15 protein-coding genes are annotated in these 17,182 nt (G+C 73.7%); 9 read left to right on the forward strand and 6 right to left on the reverse strand.

Annotated elements, in window-relative coordinates; all coding sequences use genetic code 11:
* Window positions 1-264: 264 nt before the first annotated feature.
* Complete coding sequence (locus tag ACIRST_RS11465; protein ID WP_402801837.1) at window positions 265-957, reverse strand: response regulator; 693 nt, start codon at window positions 955-957, stop codon at window positions 265-267.
* Window positions 958-1,240: 283 nt separating this feature from the next.
* Between ACIRST_RS11465 and ACIRST_RS11470 the strand changes: the two genes are divergently transcribed.
* Window positions 1,241-3,334: an ATP-binding protein gene (locus ACIRST_RS11470; RefSeq protein WP_402801839.1), complete on the forward strand. Its 2,094-nt coding sequence runs from the start codon at window positions 1,241-1,243 to the stop codon at window positions 3,332-3,334.
* 235 nt (window positions 3,335-3,569) lie between these two features.
* Here ACIRST_RS11470 and ACIRST_RS11475 read toward each other — a convergent pair whose 3' ends face one another.
* From ACIRST_RS11475 to ACIRST_RS11490, 4 genes are read right to left on the reverse strand one after another with little or no spacing between them, the layout of a single operon-like run.
* Entirely contained in the window at window positions 3,570-3,797 is a 228-nt protein-coding gene (locus tag ACIRST_RS11475; protein ID WP_350519057.1) for a hypothetical protein, read from the reverse strand.
* A 53-nt stretch (window positions 3,798-3,850) separates the two neighbouring features.
* Window positions 3,851-4,516, reverse strand: a complete 666-nt coding sequence (locus ACIRST_RS11480; protein WP_402801842.1) for a cupin domain-containing protein — start codon at window positions 4,514-4,516, stop codon at window positions 3,851-3,853.
* A 49-nt stretch (window positions 4,517-4,565) separates the two neighbouring features.
* On the reverse strand, window positions 4,566-4,976 hold the full coding sequence (locus tag ACIRST_RS11485) for a hypothetical protein (RefSeq protein ID WP_396547508.1): 411 nt from the start codon (window positions 4,974-4,976) through the stop codon (window positions 4,566-4,568).
* Window positions 4,973-5,446, reverse strand: a complete 474-nt coding sequence (locus ACIRST_RS11490) for a hypothetical protein (protein WP_350519060.1) — start codon at window positions 5,444-5,446, stop codon at window positions 4,973-4,975. Before ACIRST_RS11490 ends, ACIRST_RS11485 begins: the two co-directional genes overlap by 4 nt.
* A gap of 359 nt (window positions 5,447-5,805) precedes the next feature.
* Between ACIRST_RS11490 and ACIRST_RS11495 the strand changes: the two genes are divergently transcribed.
* The 7 genes from ACIRST_RS11495 (at window position 5,806) to ACIRST_RS11525 (ending at window position 14,363) form a co-directional block, all read left to right on the forward strand.
* A complete protein-coding gene (locus ACIRST_RS11495) occupies window positions 5,806-7,266 on the forward strand; it encodes a phosphoribosyltransferase family protein (protein ID WP_402801845.1) in 1,461 nt (486 codons plus the stop codon).
* Window positions 7,267-7,507: 241 nt separating this feature from the next.
* Complete coding sequence (gene hppD / locus ACIRST_RS11500) at window positions 7,508-8,722, forward strand: 4-hydroxyphenylpyruvate dioxygenase (RefSeq protein WP_350519062.1); 1,215 nt, start codon at window positions 7,508-7,510, stop codon at window positions 8,720-8,722.
* Between the two features lie 42 nt (window positions 8,723-8,764).
* On the forward strand, window positions 8,765-9,967 hold the full coding sequence (locus ACIRST_RS11505; protein ID WP_350519063.1) for a cupin domain-containing protein: 1,203 nt from the start codon (window positions 8,765-8,767) through the stop codon (window positions 9,965-9,967).
* On the forward strand, window positions 9,964-10,899 hold the full coding sequence (locus ACIRST_RS11510; protein ID WP_350519064.1) for a hypothetical protein: 936 nt from the start codon (window positions 9,964-9,966) through the stop codon (window positions 10,897-10,899). The genes ACIRST_RS11505 and ACIRST_RS11510 overlap by 4 nt, the downstream gene beginning before the upstream one ends.
* The gene (fahA, locus tag ACIRST_RS11515) at window positions 10,896-12,116 is read left to right on the forward strand and encodes a fumarylacetoacetase (protein ID WP_402801849.1); all 1,221 of its coding nucleotides are present in this window, start codon (window positions 10,896-10,898) and stop codon (window positions 12,114-12,116) included. Before ACIRST_RS11510 ends, fahA begins: the two co-directional genes overlap by 4 nt.
* Window positions 12,117-12,326: 210 nt before the next feature.
* Complete coding sequence (locus ACIRST_RS11520) at window positions 12,327-13,439, forward strand: enoyl-CoA hydratase/isomerase family protein (protein ID WP_402801851.1); 1,113 nt, start codon at window positions 12,327-12,329, stop codon at window positions 13,437-13,439.
* 138 nt (window positions 13,440-13,577) lie between these two features.
* Window positions 13,578-14,363, forward strand: coding sequence for an enoyl-CoA hydratase (locus ACIRST_RS11525; RefSeq protein ID WP_402801853.1), 786 nt, complete (start codon window positions 13,578-13,580; stop codon window positions 14,361-14,363).
* A 163-nt stretch (window positions 14,364-14,526) separates the two neighbouring features.
* Here the strand turns inward: ACIRST_RS11525 and ACIRST_RS11530 are convergent, their stop codons facing one another.
* Window positions 14,527-16,344: an NAD-binding protein gene (locus ACIRST_RS11530; RefSeq protein ID WP_350519068.1), complete on the reverse strand. Its 1,818-nt coding sequence runs from the start codon at window positions 16,342-16,344 to the stop codon at window positions 14,527-14,529.
* A 175-nt stretch (window positions 16,345-16,519) separates the two neighbouring features.
* On the opposite strand from ACIRST_RS11530, the gene ACIRST_RS11535 reads away from it, so the two are divergent.
* The gene (locus tag ACIRST_RS11535) at window positions 16,520-17,119 is read left to right on the forward strand and encodes an HdeD family acid-resistance protein (RefSeq protein ID WP_396547492.1); all 600 of its coding nucleotides are present in this window, start codon (window positions 16,520-16,522) and stop codon (window positions 17,117-17,119) included.
* Window positions 17,120-17,182 lie beyond the last annotated feature (63 nt).

Here is a 17,182-nt window from a genome sequence, read left to right on the forward strand (position 1 = left end):
GGGCGGCCCCGGTCGTCCCCGGCGTGGCTGTGGGGGTGGGGGTGGGGGGGGTGCGGCGGGGGGGGGGGGGCCCCCCCCGCGCGGGGGGGCGCCGGCCCCCCCCCCCCCCCCCCCCGGTTCGGCGTCCGCGGGTCCGCCCCGCGGGTCGCCCCGTCCGGGAGGCTCGGCGCCCGCCCCGAGGCCTCGTCCCGGGGCCTCACCCCGGGCCTCGTCTCGGGCCTCGTCTCGGGCCTCGTCTCGGCCAGCCGCCCGGTCGTCGCCGTCTCAGCCGTCGCCGAGGCCCATGTCGCGAGCCCGGGCGACCGCCTCGGCGCGGGTGGCGACGTGCAGCTTCTCGAAGATGTGCGTGATGTGGTTGCGCACGGTCTTCTCCGCGACCACCAGCTCCCGGGCGATCCGCCGGTTGTCGAGCCCGCGCGCCACCAGGTCCAGCACCTCCGCCTCGCGGGCGGTGAGGTCCGGGAAGAGCTGCCCCGCCTCGCGCATCCGGGCCCCCGCCAGCAGGGCGGTGATCCGTCCGGCCACCTCGCCGCCGAACACGGCACCGCCCGCGGCGACCGTCCGCACGGCGTGCAGCACCTCCTCCCGCCCGGCCCCCTTGACCAGGTAGCCGCGCGCGCCCGCCTGGAGCGCGGCGAGCAGGTTGCCGTCGTCGTCCGACATCGTCAGCATCAGCACCGGTGGCGGTGCCTCCTGGGTGGCGAGCCGGCGGACGGCCTCCAGCCCGGACCCGTCGGGCAGCGAGAGGTCCATGATCACCACGCTCGGACGGTGCCGGGAGACCGCCTCCGGCACGTCGGCGACCCGCTCGGCCTCGGCCACCACGAGGACGCCCGCGGCGCTCTCCAGGGCCGCCTTGAGCCCCTCCCGGAAGAGGGGGTGATCGTCGACGATCAGTACACGGACGGGCGGTGCGCCGCCCGGGCCCGAGGGTGCCAACGGCTGTTCTTCATCCACACGGCCGACACTACCAGCAGCAAATCGGCTACTTTCCGTGACATGCTCGGAAGTCGTCCGCGTGGCGGGCGGTGCGGGAACCGATCCGGCACCGGAACCGAGGATCGGGGGCAGGATCCGAGACCACTGCCTCAGGCGCCCGGGACACCGGGCCGTCGAGACTGGAACCTGGCTCGGTTCGCGCCGCCGACCGGCTCGCCGACCGGGAATCCGCACCGCCGGGGGGGGGGTTCGCACCACCGGAGTCCGCCCCACCGGCCCAGCCCGTCTGCGAGGTGGTGCCATGACCACGGTGACCTCCGTCCGGCGCCGTACCCCGGCCCAACGGCAGCTGACCGCCGCCGCGTTCGCCACGGCGCTCTGCGTCGTCGCCTCGACGGTGTGGATCTGCTACGTGCTCGTCCACCTCGGCGATCCGGGCGTGCACCAACCGCGCGACGAACTCGGCAACCTGATCTACGCCCTCCCGACCGCGGGGGCCGGCATGCTGCTGCACGCCCACCGCCCCGGCAACCCGCTCGGTTGGGTGCTGCTCGTCTACGCGCTGACCGAGATCCTGCCGGACGCCGCGGCGGCACCCGTCTCGGTCGAGATCGCCGACCCGGGCATCGTCGGCGCCGTCGCCGCCTTCGCCGCGCTCTGCAGCTCGGTGAACGTGACGATCTTCTACGTGCTCCCGCTCTGGCTACCCGACGGCCGGCTGACGACCCGGCGCTGGTGGTGGTACATCGGCTCCGTCGCGCTGTTCGTGGTCCCGGAGATGTCCCAACGGCTCGACCGCCCCATGCAGTTCGGGCGGCCCAACCCGCTGGCCGGCAACCCGCCCGCGCACTTCTTCGGCGTCGTGACCGACGCCCTCGGCGGACGCGACCTGCTGGTCAGCGAATGCCTGATCGGGATCGTGACCGTCGTCCTGCTGACCCGTCTGCTGCGTCCGCGCCGCCGGACGGGCGACGAGGGCGAGATGCGTCGGCACCGGCTGCGGGTGGCGGCGATGCTCGGCGCCTACCTGCTCTGGGCCGGCATGCAGGACCTGTATTCGCGGAACTTCGAGGAGCACTACTGGCTCAGCTACTCGCTGTTCGCCGCCGCGGGACTGGTCTGGGCGGTCGCGGTGGCCGTCCTGGTCATCCGGGACCACGGCTGGCGGCTCGACCGGGCGGCCCGCAGCGTCCTCATCGGGCTGCTGCTGGGCACCGGGGTCACCGGGCTGTTCGTGGTGGCCGCCGCCGTGCTCTCCACCTGGCTGCTGCCGGGGCGCGGCGGGGCGGCGCTGCTGCTGATCGCCCTGGTGTACGCGCTCGGCGCGGCCCTGCCCCGGGCGGCGCGGCGGGTCGTCGCCCTGGTGGACCGGCTGTACTACGGCGAGCGCGCGCAGCCGTACCAGGTGCTGCGGACGCTCGCGGGCCGGGTGCGCCAGGTCGTCGACCCGGCGCGGCTGCCGGCGGCGCTGTGCGCGACGGTCGCCGAGGAGCTGCGGCTTCCCGGGGTCACCCTCGCCGTCACCACCCGGGCCGGGCGGCGCACCCTGGCCACCGCCGGACGGCTGGACGGGCGCAGCCAGGACTTCGCACTGGTCCACAACGGGCTGCCGATCGGCGAGTTGACCGTCGGACTGCGCGCCGGCGAGGAACGCCTGGAGGCCAGCGACATCGACATCCTGCGCTCGCTCGCCGACCAGGCCTCGCCCGCCGTCGCCTCGCTGCGGCTCCAGGAGGACCTGCAGGCCAGTCGGGAGCAGATCGTCGCCGCGCGGGAGGAGGAGCGGCGGTGGCTGCGGCGGGACATCCACGACGGGCTCGGTCCGGCGCTGGCCGGGTTGCGGCTGCGGGTGGACAACGCGGCCACCTCGGCGGCCGACGGGCTCGCGGACACGCTGCGCGGGGTCTCCGACGGCCTGGGCCTGACGATCAAGGAGGTCCGCCGGATCACCGACCGGCTCGGGCCGGCGCCGCTCGGCGAGTTCGGGCTGACCCGGGCGGTCCGGCAGCTGGCGGACACCTTCGGCGGGGCCGGGTTGACCGTGACGGCGGAGCTCTCGCCGGACCCGCTGCCGGAGCTTCCGGCGGCGGTGGAGGTCGCGGCGTACCGGATCACGGCGGAGGCCCTGAACAACGTGCTGCGGCACGCCCGGGCGCGGACCGCGCGGATCACGCTGCGGGCGGACGAGGAGGCGCTGACGCTGACCGTGCAGGACGACGGGGTGGGGTACCGGGCGGACGGCGGCTCCCCGGCCGACGGCAGCGGGGTGGGCCTGCGGTCGATGGCGGACCGGGCGGCGGAGATCGGCGGGCACTGCACCGTCCGCGCACTTCCGCCGAACGGGGGCACCCAGGTGCTGGCGGTGCTGCCGCGCTCGGCGGCGGCGGACCGGTGACGGGCGGTGCCGGGCGGTGTTGGGCGGTGCCGGGCGAGCGGTGCCGGGGGGCGGGCGAGGAGGTGCAGACATACCGGGAACAGGTAACGCCGAACAGATGACAGAGAACAGACGACAGAGAACAGATGACAGATTTCGAAGTCTGTCATCTGTTCCCTGTCATCTGTTATTCGTTGTCCGTCGGCCGCCGCCCGTCGGATGCCAGCCCCGACGAGTCGCCCGAGAGCGAGCCGGGTCAGGCGTCCGGTCCGGGCGGGGTGGGCGGCACTCCGCAGTTGCCGAGCTTGCAGCCGATGCCACCACCGCCGTTCGGTGTCACGACGGGAGACAGGGCGGAACGGCGACGGGATGCCGAGGCGGAGGCGGAGGCGGAACACGCGCTGCGCAGCGCCATGGCCGCCGCGATCAGGCCTGCCAGCACGCCGGCCGCGCAGATCGCCGTGGTCGTGGTGTTGGTTGCCATGAGGAGGTACTCCCGATTCTTCCGAGTGACCGGTCGTGGTCGATCGATCACGTTCAACTCTGCGGACGAACACGCCCCGAGCGCATGGGCTTGATGTCCCATTCCGGTCCCGACTCGGCGCCGGGGGCGCCGATCCGGCCCAGCACGACGGTCACCGGTTCGTGCGATCCGGCCCGCAGGCCGTAGCGCTCGTGCGCCCTGACGTAGACCAGGTCGCCGGTGCGCACGGGCACCTCGCCGAGCTCGCCGAGGAAGGCACCGGCCCCGGACAGGACCAGCAGGAAGGCGTCGGCCGCACGGTCCTCGTACGGCCCGCAGAGGCCGCCGGGGTCGAGGTCCACGACGCCCACGTCGACCTGCCGCCAGGCCTTGGCGGACTCCGGGCCCGAGCGCTGGGCCGGGATGGCACCCCGGGACGGGGTGGGACGGACGGTGAGCACGGTGGTCGGCGCGCCCCGGACGGCGGTGAGTCGGCAACTGCTGCCGGGCCGGTGGTGCATCGCCTCGCCCGGGGAGAGGATCCGGCCGGCCGCTTCCAGCCGGCCGGAGAGCACCACGGTCACCGACTCGGCCGTCTCGAAGGGGAGTTGGTCGACCCGGACGCCGGGCGGCAGGGTCTCGACGGTCAGCCCGGCGCGGACCGCGGGCCGCTGGTCCGGGTCGATCAGCCGCCGGAGGACGGGTGCCGTGCGGGGGACGGCGGCGGGTACGACGATCACGAGAGGTCTCCTCGGACGGAGGACGTACGGTCCGGGACGGGCAGGAGGGTCAGGGCCGGTCACGGCGTGCGGCGCGGCGGCGGGCCGGAACGGCCCCGGTGCCGGCGCCGCGCCGGGGAACGGCGAGGGTGAGGCAGAGCAGTTCGGCGCCGAGCGGACCGGCTTCGAGCTGCAGCGTGCGGCCCCGGCGGGCCAGCAGCAGATCGCCTTCCGAGGCCAGGTGGTCGGGCTCGTCGGAGAGCCGGCCGACGACGGCGGCGCCGCGCAGCACGTGCAGGACGGTCTCGGCGTCGGGCCGGCCGGTCAGCACGTGGTGGGCGCCCGGACTCAGCCGCAGGTGGTCGAAGGCCTCGCAGGCACTGGTGAGCATCGAGCGGCGGGCCAGGGAGCGGATCCGGACGCGTTCGCCGTTCGGGCCGAGGACGACCATGGCGGCGCCGGTGTCGGTGGTGACGATCATGCGGGTTCATCTCCGCTGGTGGAGGTGCGGACGCCGGCGGGAACGGTCAGGACGGCGTGGAAGTACTCCATCCCGGCGGTGCCGGCGGTGAGGACGGTCCGGGTGCCGAGCGGGAGGACGACGGCGGTGCCCTCGACGAGCGGGATGCCGGCGTCGCGCGGCTCGGGTTCGTACTGCTCGGCGTCGCGCGGCTCGGCGTCACACGGCTCGGGTTCGTACGGCTCGGCGTCGCACCGCTCGGGGTCGTGGGCCTCCGGCGAGGCGTCCCGCCGTACCGCGTACTCGGGCGGTTCGGCGAGGCCGGATCCGGCGGTGACGTAGAGCGCGTGCTCGACGCCGTCGGCGGCCACCTCGGTGCTGTGGCCCGGTTCGAGCCGCTGCAGGCCGACGCCGCGCAGCGGTCCCGCGAGCAGGCGGCCGGGGTCCACGGCGCCGCGTCGGCGGAGATCGGTGATGACGGTGCCCGGCATGTCGGGCGCTCCTTCCGGTCACCGGCGGACCCTTCGGTCCGCCTCTGCGACCCACGGTGCGCCGCCCGCTGTCCCGCCCACACGGGGGTTGCGTCCCGTCCCGCTCCCGACCGCATCCCGGCCCGATCCGGGCCCCCGCCCGGCCCGATCCCGGCCCCGGCCCGGCGCGATCCCGGTCGGATCCCGGGCTGCTCCTGCCCCGTCCCGGGCCGCTCCCGCCCCGGCCGGGCCCCTCCCGGTGCGCGCCCGGCCCGACCTGCCGACTGCCGTCCGCGCCGTCCCGCCCGGGGCGCACGCGTCCGCGGCCGCACCCGCGCGTGCCGCCCGGAACGACGTACGGTGGAACCGGAGGCCGTGTCATGCACGTCACCGGAGCCCACTTCACGCACTTCGCCGACCGCACCGACGCCGGCCGGCGGCTGGCCGCACGCCTCGGTCACGTGGGCGGCCCCGGGACCGTCGTCGTGGCGCTGCCGAGGGGCGGGGTGCCGGTCGCCGCCGTGGTGGCCCGGGCGCTCGACGCGCCGCTGGACATCTGTGTGATCCGCAAGCTCGGTGTGCCCTACCAACCCGAGCTGGGCATGGGGGCGATCGGCGAGGACGGCGTGCGGGTGCTGAACGAACAGGTCATCCGGCTCGCCTCGGTCACCGACGGTCAACTGGCCGAGGTGGAGCGGCGCGAGCGCGCCGAGCTGGAGCGCCGGGCCCGCCGCTACCGGGGCGACCGCCCGAGCGCGGACGTCCGCGGACGCACGGTGGTCGTGGTGGACGACGGCATCGCCACCGGGTCCACCGCCCGGGCGGCCTGCCGGATCGTCCGGGCGCGGGGCGCGGCCCGGGTGGTGCTCGCCGTGCCGGTGGCGCCCCGGGACTGGACGGACCGCCTGGAGGAGGTGGCCGACGAGCTGGTCTGCGTCGACACGCCGTCCCCGTTCTTCGCGATCGGCGAGTTCTACGCCGACTTCTCACAGACCGAGGACGCGGAGGTGCTACGGCTGCTCTCCGAGGCCCGGACCCGGGAGCAGGAACGGGCCCGGGAGCAGGAACGGGAGCGGGAGTCGGATCCGGGGAGCCCGGCTGCGGCCTCCGCCGGGGTCGACCGCGAGCTGGTCCTGCCCGCCGCCGGGGTCCTGCTCGCAGGCCGCCTGACCGTACCGCCGGACGCACGCGGCGTCGTGGTCTTCGCGCACGGCAGCGGCAGCGGCCGGCACAGCCCGCGCAACCGGTACGTCGCCGAGTACCTGAACCGTGCCGGGCTGGCCACGTTGCTGTTCGACCTGCTCACCGAGGCCGAGGAAGCGGACCGCCGCAACGTCTTCGACGTGGGACTGCTGGGCTCCCGCCTGACCGCCGTCGCCCGGCAGCTGAACCCCCGGAGCGACGCCCCGCCCGAGTCCGGCACCGTGCCCGGGAGCGACGCCCCGCCCGGGTCCGCCACCGTGCCCGAGACCCGCGGCCTGCCGCTCGGCCTGTTCGGCGCCAGCACCGGGGCCGCCGCCGCGCTGCACACCGCCGCCGAGCTGGGCCCGGCCGTGCGCGCCGTGGTCTCCCGGGGCGGTCGCCCGGACCTCGCCGGGGCCGAGGTCCTGGGCCGGGTGAGCGCCCCGACGCTGCTCGTCGTCGGCTCCCTGGACACCACCGTGCTCGACCTCAACCGGCGGGCCGGGAGTCGGCTGCGCTGCGAGAGTGAACTGTCGGTGGTGCCGCACGCGACTCACCTCTTCGAGGAGCCCGGGACCCTCGACCAGGTCGCTGAGCTGGCCCGGAACTGGTTCCTGCACCACCTCCCCGAGCGCGGTCCCGGGGCCGGGAACCCGTGAACGACCCCTCGACGGTGATTGCGCAGACTTCGTGTATCCCCGGGAAGCGGCAGCACATTTTGCGCAGTGCGAGGCGGGAAATCCTGACCAGCTTGTACACATTGAGCAGTGAAAAACCGACCTGTTGCCCAACCACCCCGACAGGAGCAAGCTCTCCGCAACCACACCGCCCACCCGTACGCGGTGCGGCCGCGATCCAGCGGAAGCCTCGAAGACGAGGCCCGAAGTGGAGGAACGAGCGATGACCACGCAGTCCCACGCCCTTGAGTTGACCCCCGAGGAGCGCGAGGCCGGTCTTGACGCCGACCAGCTGCGCCGCCTCGTCGGCCTCGTCGAGCACGACCAGGCCACCGACCCGTTCCCGGTGACGGCCCAGGACGCGGTCGTCTTCGTGGTCGGCAACGCCACCCAGACGGCCCAGTTCTACCAGGTCGTGTTCGGCATGGAGCTGGTCGCCTACTCCGGCCCGGAGACCGGCCGCCGGGACCGCAAGGCGTACGTGCTCCGCTCCGGCTCCTGCCGCTTCGTGATCAAGGGCGGCGTCCAGCCGGACAGCCCGCTGCTGGACCACCACCGCCGCCACGGCGACGGCGTCGTCGACCTCGCCCTGGAGGTCCCGGACGTCGACAAGTGCATCGAGCACGCCCGCGCGACCGGCGCCACCGTCCTGGAGGAGCCGAACGACGTCTCGGACGAGAACGGCACCGTGCGCCGCGCGGCCATCGCCACCTACGGCGAGACCCGCCACACCCTGATCGACCGCTCCCGCTACCACGGCCCGTACCTGCCGGGCTACGTCGTCGCGCAGAGCAAGGTCAAGCACCCGGAGGGCTCGCCGAAGCGCCTCTTCCAGGCCCTCGACCACGCCGTCGGCAACGTCGAGCTGGGCCGCATGGACGAGTGGGTGTCGTTCTACAACCGCGTCATGGGCTTCGTGAACATGGCCGAGTTCGTCGGCGACGACATCGCCACCGAGTACTCCGCGCTGATGTCCAAGGTCGTCGCCAGCGGCAACCACCGGGTGAAGTTCCCGCTCAACGAGCCGGCCATCGCCAAGAAGAAGTCCCAGATCGACGAGTACCTGGAGTTCTACACCGGCCCCGGCTGCCAGCACATGGCGCTCGCCACCAACGACATCCTCACCACCGTGGACGTGCTGCGCTCGCGCGGCGTCGAGTTCCTCGACACCCCGGACGCCTACTACGACGACCCGGAGCTGCGCGAGCGGATCGGCAAGGTGCGCGTGCCGATCGAGGAGCTGAAGAAGCGCGGCATCCTGGTCGACCGCGACGAGGACGGCTACCTGCTGCAGATCTTCACCAAGCCGATCGGCGACCGCCCGACCGTCTTCTACGAGTTCATCGAGCGGCACGGTTCGCTGGGCTTCGGCAAGGGCAACTTCAAGGCGCTCTTCGAGTCGATCGAGCGCGAGCAGGACCGACGCGGCAACCTGTGAGCGTCGGAGAGCTCTGACGGACGGTCGAGGAGGACCACGGAGATGGCGTACTACCGGCAGCTGGGCAGCATCCCGCCCAAGCGGCACACTCAGCACCGCACCCCCGAAGGCGGGCTGTACTACGAGGAGTTGATGGGCGAAGAGGGGTTCTCCTCGGACTCCTCGCTGCTCTACCACCGGGGCATCCCCTCGGCCGTGGTCAACGCGGTGCCCTGGGAGCTGCCGGACCAGTCCACGGTGCCCAACCACCCGCTGCTCCCCCGTCACCTCAAGCTGCACGAGCTGTTCGCGGGCCAGGAGTGGAAGTCCGCGGACGTCGTCGGCAGCCGTCGGCTGGTCCTCGGCAACGGCGACGTGCGGATCTCGTACGTCGCCGCCGGGGCCCCCAGCGAGCTGTACCGCAACGGGCTCGGCGACGAGTGCGTGTACGTGGAGTCCGGCGCGGGCACGGTCGAGACGGTGTTCGGCTCGATCGAGGTCGGCCAGGGCGACTACGTGATCATCCCGCGCGCCACCACCCACCGCTGGGTGCCGACCGGCGACGAGCCGCTGCGCGCGTACTGCATCGAGGCGAACAGCCACATCACCCCGGTGAAGCGGTACCTGTCCAAGTACGGGCAGCTGCTGGAGCACGCGCCGTACTGCGAGCGGGACTTCCGCGGGCCGGTCGGCCCGCTGGTCGTCGACGCGCCCGGGGATGTCGACGTGCTGGTCAAGCACCGCGGCCCGAACGGGATCGCGGGCACCCGCTACACCGTGCCGCACCACCCCTTCGACGTGGTCGGCTGGGACGGCTGCCTCTACCCGTACGCCTTCAACATCAGCGACTTCGAACCGATCACCGGCCGGATCCACCAGCCGCCGCCGGCCCACCAGGTGTTCGAGGGCAACAACTTCGTGATCTGCAACTTCGTCCCGCGCAAGGTGGACTACCACCCGCTGTCGATCCCGGTGCCCTACTACCACGCCAACGTGGACAGCGACGAGGTCATGTTCTACTGCGGCGGCGACTACGCGGCGCGCAAGGGCTCGGGCATCGCCCAGGGCTCCATCTCGCTGCACCCCGGCGGGCACACCCACGGGCCGCAGCCGGGCGCGTACGAGCGCAGCATCGGCGCGGAGTTCTTCGACGAGCTCGCCGTCATGGTGGACACCTTCCGCCCGCTGGAGCTCGGCGAGGGCGGGCGGGCCAGCGAGGACGCCAACTACGCCTGGACCTGGGCCGGTCGGGGGCCCGGACGATGAGCGGACTGCCGTCGGGGGGTGTCATCCCCGAGCTGTTCCACGGACTCTTCGACGACGCGGCGGTGTTCCCACCGGGGAACCTGCCGGTCGCCGAGGCCGTGCCCGCACACCGCGTCCACCGCGCGGCCTGGTACGCCGAGGCCGTCGGCCCGCTCCTGTGCGGGGCGGGCCGGCTGGGCGAGTTGGCCGCGGCGGTGGCTGCCGCGGGCGGTCCGGCGGGCGCAGCGGGCGCGACGGGTCCGGCCGCCACGGGCGGTCCGGCGGGCGCGGGCGGCGACTCGCGGCTCAGGGTCGGGCTGGTGCTGCCGGGGGGCAGCGCCGAGCTCGCCCGGGCGCTCGCCGCCGCCGCGTCGTTCGACCTGGCCGGTGTCGAACTGGCCACCCGGGACGCCGCCGAGGCGGTCGCCGAGCTGGACCGGCTGCTGCCGCCGGACGTCCCGGCCGCCGTCGAGCTGCCGCGCGAACTCCTGCGCGGGGACGACCTGGACGCCGTCCTGGACGTGCTGGTGGACAGCCCGTACCGGGCGAAGTTCCGCACCGGCGGGCTGGTCGCCGAGGCGTTCCCGGACGAGGCGGAGCTGGCCGCCTTCCTCACCGGCTGCGCGCAGCGCGGACTCCCCTACAAGTGCACCGCCGGACTGCACAACGCCGTCCGGCACACCGACCCGGAGACCGGCTTCGAGCACCACGGCTTCCTGAACGTGCTGCTGGCCGCGCAGGAGACCGACCGGGCCGCGGCCGCGGAGGTGCTGGCGGAGCGCGACGGCGAGGCCCTCGCCAAGGCGGTGCGTGCACTGACTGATCGTCAGGTTACGGTGATCCGCAACTCGTTCACCGCGTTCGGCACCTGCAGCATCGCCGAGCCCCTGGGCGACCTGGCCTCGCTCGGCCTGCTGTCGTCGCCCACTCCACCGCACCAGGAGGACCGTTGACCACCCCCCGCAGCTGGCTCGCCAGCGCCCAGGACTCGCCGTTCGGCGTGCACAACCTGCCGTACGGCGTCTTCACCGCCGCCGACCAGCCCGGGCGGCGCCGGATCGGCGTGCGCGTCGGGGACTTCGTCCTGGACGCCGGGGCGGCGGCCCGCGCGGCCGGTGCGCCCTCCGCGCTGCTGGACGCGGACTCGCTCAACCCGCTGATGGCGGCCGGGCGGCCGGTCTGGACCCGGGTGCGGGCGGACCTCACCACGTGGCTCACGGACGAGTCCTTCCGCGAGGCCCTGTCGCCGGCCCTGCTGCCGGTGGCCGAGGTCGAACTGCACCTGCCGTTCGAGGTCGCCGACTACGTCGACTTCTACGCCTCCGAGCACCACGCCACCAACCTGGGCCGGATCTTCCGCCCGGGCTCGGAGCCGCTCACGCCCAACTGGAAGCACCTGCCGATCGGCTACCACGGGCGGGCGGGCACGGTCGTGGTCTCCGGCACGCCGGTGGTGCGGCCGCACGGGCAGCGCAAGGCGCCCGCCGACCCGGCGCCGAGCTTCGGGCCCTCGCGCCGGCTGGACATCGAGGCCGAGGTCGGCTTCGTCGTCGGCACGCCGTCCGAACTGGGCAAGCCCGTCCCGCTGGCCGACTTCCGCGAGCACGTGTTCGGCGTGTGCCTGCTCAACGACTGGTCGGCGCGCGACATCCAGGCCTGGGAGTACGTGCCGCTCGGCCCGTTCCTCGGCAAGTCCTTCGCCACCTCGATCTCGCCGTGGATCGTCCCGCTGGACGCCCTGCAGCACGCCCGCGTCACGCCGCCGGAGCGCGACGTCGAGCCGCTCGCGTACCTGGACGACCGGCACGGCGAGCCGTGGGGCCTGGACCTGGCGATGGAGGTGCGGCTGAACGGGCACCCGGTCTCCCGCCCGCCGTTCGCCACCATGTACTGGACGGCGCAGCAGCAGCTGACCCACATGACCGTCAACGGCGCCTCGCTGCGCACCGGGGACCTGTTCGCCTCGGGGACGGTCAGCGGGCCGGAGCCGGAGACCCGGGGTGCGCTGATCGAGCTGACCTGGAACGGCGAGGAGCCGCTGAAGCTCCCGGACGGCACGACCCGGACGTTCCTGGAGGACGGCGACGAGGTCGCCATCGCCGCCACCGCACCCGGGCCGGACGGGGCCGTGGTCGGCTTCGGCGAGGTGACCGGGCGGGTGCGGGGGTAGCGACGGACAGCTGACGGATGACAGCTGACAGATGATGAAATCTGTCAGCTGTCATCCGTCTGCGGTCTGCCGCCTGCCGTCATCCGCTGTGCCGCACCGCGCCGGCGGCAGCGGGCGGGAACGATCTCCGGCCAGGTGATCACAACGGCCCGGCCTCCCCGGTACGGTGGGCGGCGGAAGTCCATCACCGAGGGGACGGGAGCGGGCCCGATGAGCGCAGAGGTGGCAGAGGTCCAGGCATTCCTGGAGGGCGGGATCGGGCGGATCGTGCTGAACCGTCCGCGGGCGCTCAACTCGCTGACCCACGGCATGATCGGTGCCCTGCGCGCGACGCTGGACGACTGGGCCGCCGACGACCGGGTGCGCGCCGTGGTGCTGACCGGCGCGGGCGAACGCGGCCTCTGCGCGGGCGCCGACATCCGCGCGATGCACGACGACGCCAAGGCGGGCGGAGCCGGCACCCGGGCGTTCTTCCGCGACGAGTACCGGCTGAACGCGCTGATCGCCCGGTACCCGAAGCCGTACGTCGCCGTGATGGACGGCATCACGATGGGCGGTGGCGTCGGCCTGTCCGCCCACGGCGCGATCCGGATCGTCACCGAGCGCTCCACCGTCGCGATGCCCGAGACCCGGATCGGGCTCGTCCCGGACGTCGGCGGCAGCCGCCTGCTCGCCCACGCGCCGGGCGAGTTGGGCACCCACCTCGGGCTGACCTCGGCCTCGATGGGCCCCGGCGACGCGCTGCTGTGCGGGTTCGCGGACCACTACGTGCCGTCGGCCCGGATCCCGGAACTGCTCGACGCCCTCGCCCGCAGCGCCTCCGCGAACGCCACGGCCGGCGGCACCACGGCCGGTGACACCACCGCCGATGCCGCCGCCACCGCCGCCGTCAGGGCGGTCGTCACCGCGCACACCGAGCCCGCACCGCCCGCCGCCCTGACCGGGCAACGCGCCTGGATCGACGCCTGCTACGCGGCCGCCACCGTCGAGGAGATCGTCGAGCGCCTGCTGAACTCCGGTGTCGCGGAGGCGAAGGAGGCCGCCGGGCTGGTGCTGGCGAACTCCCCCACGGCGGCCAAGGCCACCCTGGCCGCGCTGCGCCGGGCCCGTACGCTCCCCTCCCTGGAGGCCGTGCTCGACCAGGAGTACCGCGTCTCCTGCGCCGCGCTGGACGGCCACGACCTGGTCGAGGGCATCCGCGCCCAGGTCGTCGACAAGGACCGCAACCCGCGCTGGGAGCCCGCCACCCTCGCCGGGGTGACGGACGCGGACGTCGCCCGCTTCCTCGCCCCGCGCGACGGCGACGAGCTGGGCCTGGCCTGACCCCTCCGGGCCGTCTCCCGGCCCCGTGACCGGCGTCTCGCATGTCAAGACTGGCGCGGAACAGGGCACGTCGTAGATCGTTGGGTGGTCAGGGCGCGCCCGCGCGGCGCCGAGCAGCAGACATGGGAGTCGACGGCGATGACCGAGACCGAGACCTACGAGACGATCCTGGTCGAGCGCAAGGGCCGGGTGGGGCTGATCACGCTCAACCGGCCCAAGGCGCTCAACGCGCTGAACACCCAGCTGATGAACGAGGTGGTCGCGGCCGCCACCGCCTTCGACCGGGACCCGGAGATCGGCTGTCTGGTGATCACCGGCTCGGAGAAGGCCTTCGCGGCCGGCGCCGACATCAAGGAGATGCAGGGCAACCGGTTCCCGGACGTCTACCTGGACGACTGGCTGGGTCCGTGGGACCGGCTCGGTGCGCTGCGCAAGCCGGTCGTCGCGGCGGTGGCCGGGTTCGCGCTGGGCGGCGGCTGCGAGCTGGCGATGCTGTGCGACATCCTGCTGGCCGCGGACACCGCGAAGTTCGGGCAGCCGGAGATCAAGCTCGGCGTCATCCCCGGCATCGGCGGCTCGCAGCGGCTCACCCGGGCGGTCGGCAAGGCCAAGGCGATGGAGCTGTGCCTGACCGGCCGGATGATGGGCGCCGAGGAGGCCGAGCGGGCCGGCCTGGTCTCCCGGATCGTCCCCGCCGACCAGCTGCTGGCCGAGGCCCTGGCCACCGCCGAGACCGTCGCGGCGATGTCCGCTCCGGCGGCGGTCATGATGAAGGAGAGCGTCAACCGGGCGTTCGAGACCACCCTCGCCGAGGGCGTCCGCTTCGAGCGCCGGCTCTTCCACGCGGCCTTCGCCACGGCGGACCAGAAGGAGGGCATGTCGGCCTTCGCCGAGAAGCGCCCGCCGTCCTTCACCAACCGCTGACCGACCGCTGACCGCTGACCGGCGGCGGACGAACGACGACCGACGGACGACAGCTGACAGATTTCAGATGATGAAATCTGTCAGCTGAAGTCTGTCGACCGTCTCCCATCACCCGGCACACCCGCCTCTGCCCGTCCCACCCGTCACCACCCGTTCCGCGCAGTCACTCCTCCAGCGCCACCGTGTTCAGCCGGGCGAGCCCGCTACGGGTGGCGGCGACCACGATGCGGTCGCCGGGCGCGAGCTGCCGGGTGCGGTCGGGGAGGCCCCACTGCAGCTGCGCGCCGCGGGCGAAGCGGACGGCGATCACCCGGACGCCGCCCGGGTCCTCCAGGTCGTGCCGGTTCAGGCCGATCAGCCCGCTGCCGTCCTCCACCGTCAGCTCGGCGATCAGCAGCGCGTGCCGGAACACCGAGAGCGTCCCGCGCACCTCGCGCCCCATCAGCGCCGCCGCGAAGGCCGGCGCGGCCAGGTAGGAGACCGACCGCGAGGCCGCGTTGTCCAGCGTCTTGTAGAAGTGCCCGGCGAAGTCGTCGTCGAACAGCCGCACCACCACCCGGACTTCGGGATTGCCGTGCCGCGCCTCCAGCGCCGCTTCCAGGTTGGTGGCGTCGTCGCCGCTGACCGCCACCAGCGCCCGGCTGTGCTTCAGCCGGGCCCGGCGCAGCTGTTCCTCGAACGGGCCGTCGCCCATCACCACCGGGATCCCGAGCGCCCGGACGGCGGCGACCCCACGCGCCTGCGGGTCCCGTTCCATGCAGACCACCGGCACGCCCAGGTCGTGCAGCTGGGTCGCGACCCGGGTGCCGACGTTGCCCAGCCCGACGACGATCACGTGGTCCCGGGTGCCCGCCCCGGGGTTGCGCGGCTGACCGCGCCGTCCGGAGCCGAGCACCTCGACCGCGATGGCGGTGGCGACCGGCGCGAAGGTGATCCCGCAGATGGTGATCACCACCTGCGCGACCCGCTGCCAGAGCCCTCCGGTGCCCGTCCCGGCGGCGATGTCGGCGAGCTGGTCGGGTTGGGCCGCACCGGCCAGGTCGAGCAGCGAGACGTAGACGGTCCAGCCGAAGTCCCGGTTGAGGTACCAGAGCACACCGAAGGACATCAGCACGGCGGCCAGCGCGGTGAGCAGCACCAGCCGCATCCGGGCGCTGGTGAAGAAGCGCATGGTGTCGAGCAGCCGCCAGCGCAACCGACGCCGCCAGTCGATCGGCTCCCGGGGCTCGATCGGCAGCACCTGCAACGCGGCGGTGCCGCCCGGTTCCTCCTCCGGCCCGGGGCCGGCCTCGGGCACCGGTTCGCGCCGTACCCCGCCGGGGCGGATCGGCCCGTCGTCGCCGAACTCGCTCGCGAGTCGGACGAATTCGGCCGAGTCGCCCTGCTGCGCGGGCAGCAGCCTGATCCTGCTGAGGTCCTGCCGGTCGATCTGGTCGGCGACCACGCAGATCCGGTCGGAGGTGATGGCGTCGTCGAAGGCGATGTGCAGGTAACGTCCTTCGATCTCGACCGAGTTGGGCCGCCCGAGCGCGGCGGCGGCGAAGGCCGGGGCGGCGGTGGCCGATCCGGAGAGCGCGGCGCCGTTCCTGAGCAGCCGTTCGATGTTCTCGCCGAGCCGCTGGTTGAACATCCGGAACACGATGCGGATGTCCGGGTTGTGGTTCTGGGCGCTGAGCGCGGCGTGGATGTTCTCCTGGTCGCTGCCCTCCACCAGGGCGAGTCCGCGGGCGGTGCCGATGGACACCGCCCGCAGGGCCTCGTCGGTGATGCTGGTGTACTCCACGACCGCGGCGACGCCGTCGAGTTGCTCGATCCGTGGCGCGTGGTCGCGGGTCCGGTCGGCGACCAGGACGACGACCGGGACCTCGTAGTGCTCGACGAGCTCCAGGATCAGTCGGTGCGCCAGCGCGTTGCCCCCGCAGACGATGTAGTGCTGGCTGATCGGCTCGACCGGAGGGGTCCCCCACCCTTCAGAAGTCATACCGCCGGATGATATCGACGGCAAGTGTCCGGACGATGTCATTCCGGTGGCCGCGGCGGATCCCCCGAACGGCCTTATCCGACAGCCCTGAACGGCCGAATCCGGCGCGCGGCGGGGCGGCGGCGCGCAGAGGCTGGGGCTCGTCCTCTACCCCCGCCCGAGGAGTTACACCACCGTGGTCTCTCCGATCATCACCCCCGACGGTTCCCCGGTCCAGGGCCCGCTCGGCATGCTCGCCAAGGCCGCTTGGCAGGTCCTGCTCGTCGCCGGGCTCGTCTCGCTCGCCCTCGGGATCGTGGTCTTCGCCTGGCCCGAAGAGACCCTGAGGGTGGTGGGCGTGCTGTTCGGCCTCTACCTGCTGGTCATCGGCATCGTGCAGCTGGTCGCCGCGTTCGGCACCCACGCCGCCACCGCGCTGCGGGTGCTGGCCTTCATCAGCGGCGCGATCTGCGTGATGCTGGGGCTGCTCTGCTTCCGCAGCGCGGCGGAGTCGCTGCTGCTGCTCGCGCTCTGGATCGGGATCGGCTGGCTCTTCCGCGGCATCACGCAGCTGGCCGCCGCGATCTCCGACCCGCAGATGCCGGCCCGCGGCTGGCAGGCCTTCGCGGGCGTGGCCAACACGCTGGCCGGCGTCCTGCTGATGGTCTGGCCGGTCGGGTCGATCAAGGCGCTGACCGTCCTGGCCGGATGCTGGCTGCTGATCCTGGGCCTCATCGAGATCGTGACGGCGATCCAGATGCGCGGCCGCGCCAAGCACATCCCGTCCGGGGTCTGAACCCACGGACCTCCGACCGGCGGATCGCAGGGGCTGCCGCTTCCGGCCGGGGCCGCCCCCAGG

It is taken from the genome of Kitasatospora sp. NPDC101447 (assembly GCF_044767225.1).
In the GTDB taxonomy this organism is placed as follows: Bacteria; Actinomycetota; Actinomycetes; order Streptomycetales; family Streptomycetaceae; genus Kitasatospora.

Coding starts and splice junctions, on each gene's coding strand:
- ACIRST_RS11470 (WP_402801839.1), top strand. CDS start 1,241: ATGACCACGGTGACCTCCGTCCGGCGCCGTACCCCGGCCCAACGGCAG.
- ACIRST_RS11475 (WP_350519057.1), bottom strand. CDS start 3,797: ATGGCAACCAACACCACGACCACGGCGATCTGCGCGGCCGGCGTGCTG.
- ACIRST_RS11485 (WP_396547508.1), bottom strand. CDS start 4,976: ATGATCGTCACCACCGACACCGGCGCCGCCATGGTCGTCCTCGGCCCG.
- ACIRST_RS11490 (WP_350519060.1), bottom strand. CDS start 5,446: ATGCCGGGCACCGTCATCACCGATCTCCGCCGACGCGGCGCCGTGGAC.
- ACIRST_RS11495 (WP_402801845.1), top strand. CDS start 5,806: ATGCACGTCACCGGAGCCCACTTCACGCACTTCGCCGACCGCACCGAC.
- hppD (WP_350519062.1), top strand. CDS start 7,508: ATGACCACGCAGTCCCACGCCCTTGAGTTGACCCCCGAGGAGCGCGAG.
- ACIRST_RS11505 (WP_350519063.1), top strand. CDS start 8,765: ATGGCGTACTACCGGCAGCTGGGCAGCATCCCGCCCAAGCGGCACACT.
- ACIRST_RS11510 (WP_350519064.1), top strand. CDS start 9,964: ATGAGCGGACTGCCGTCGGGGGGTGTCATCCCCGAGCTGTTCCACGGA.
- ACIRST_RS11520 (WP_402801851.1), top strand. CDS start 12,327: ATGAGCGCAGAGGTGGCAGAGGTCCAGGCATTCCTGGAGGGCGGGATC.
- ACIRST_RS11525 (WP_402801853.1), top strand. CDS start 13,578: ATGACCGAGACCGAGACCTACGAGACGATCCTGGTCGAGCGCAAGGGC.
- ACIRST_RS11530 (WP_350519068.1), bottom strand. CDS start 16,344: ATGACTTCTGAAGGGTGGGGGACCCCTCCGGTCGAGCCGATCAGCCAG.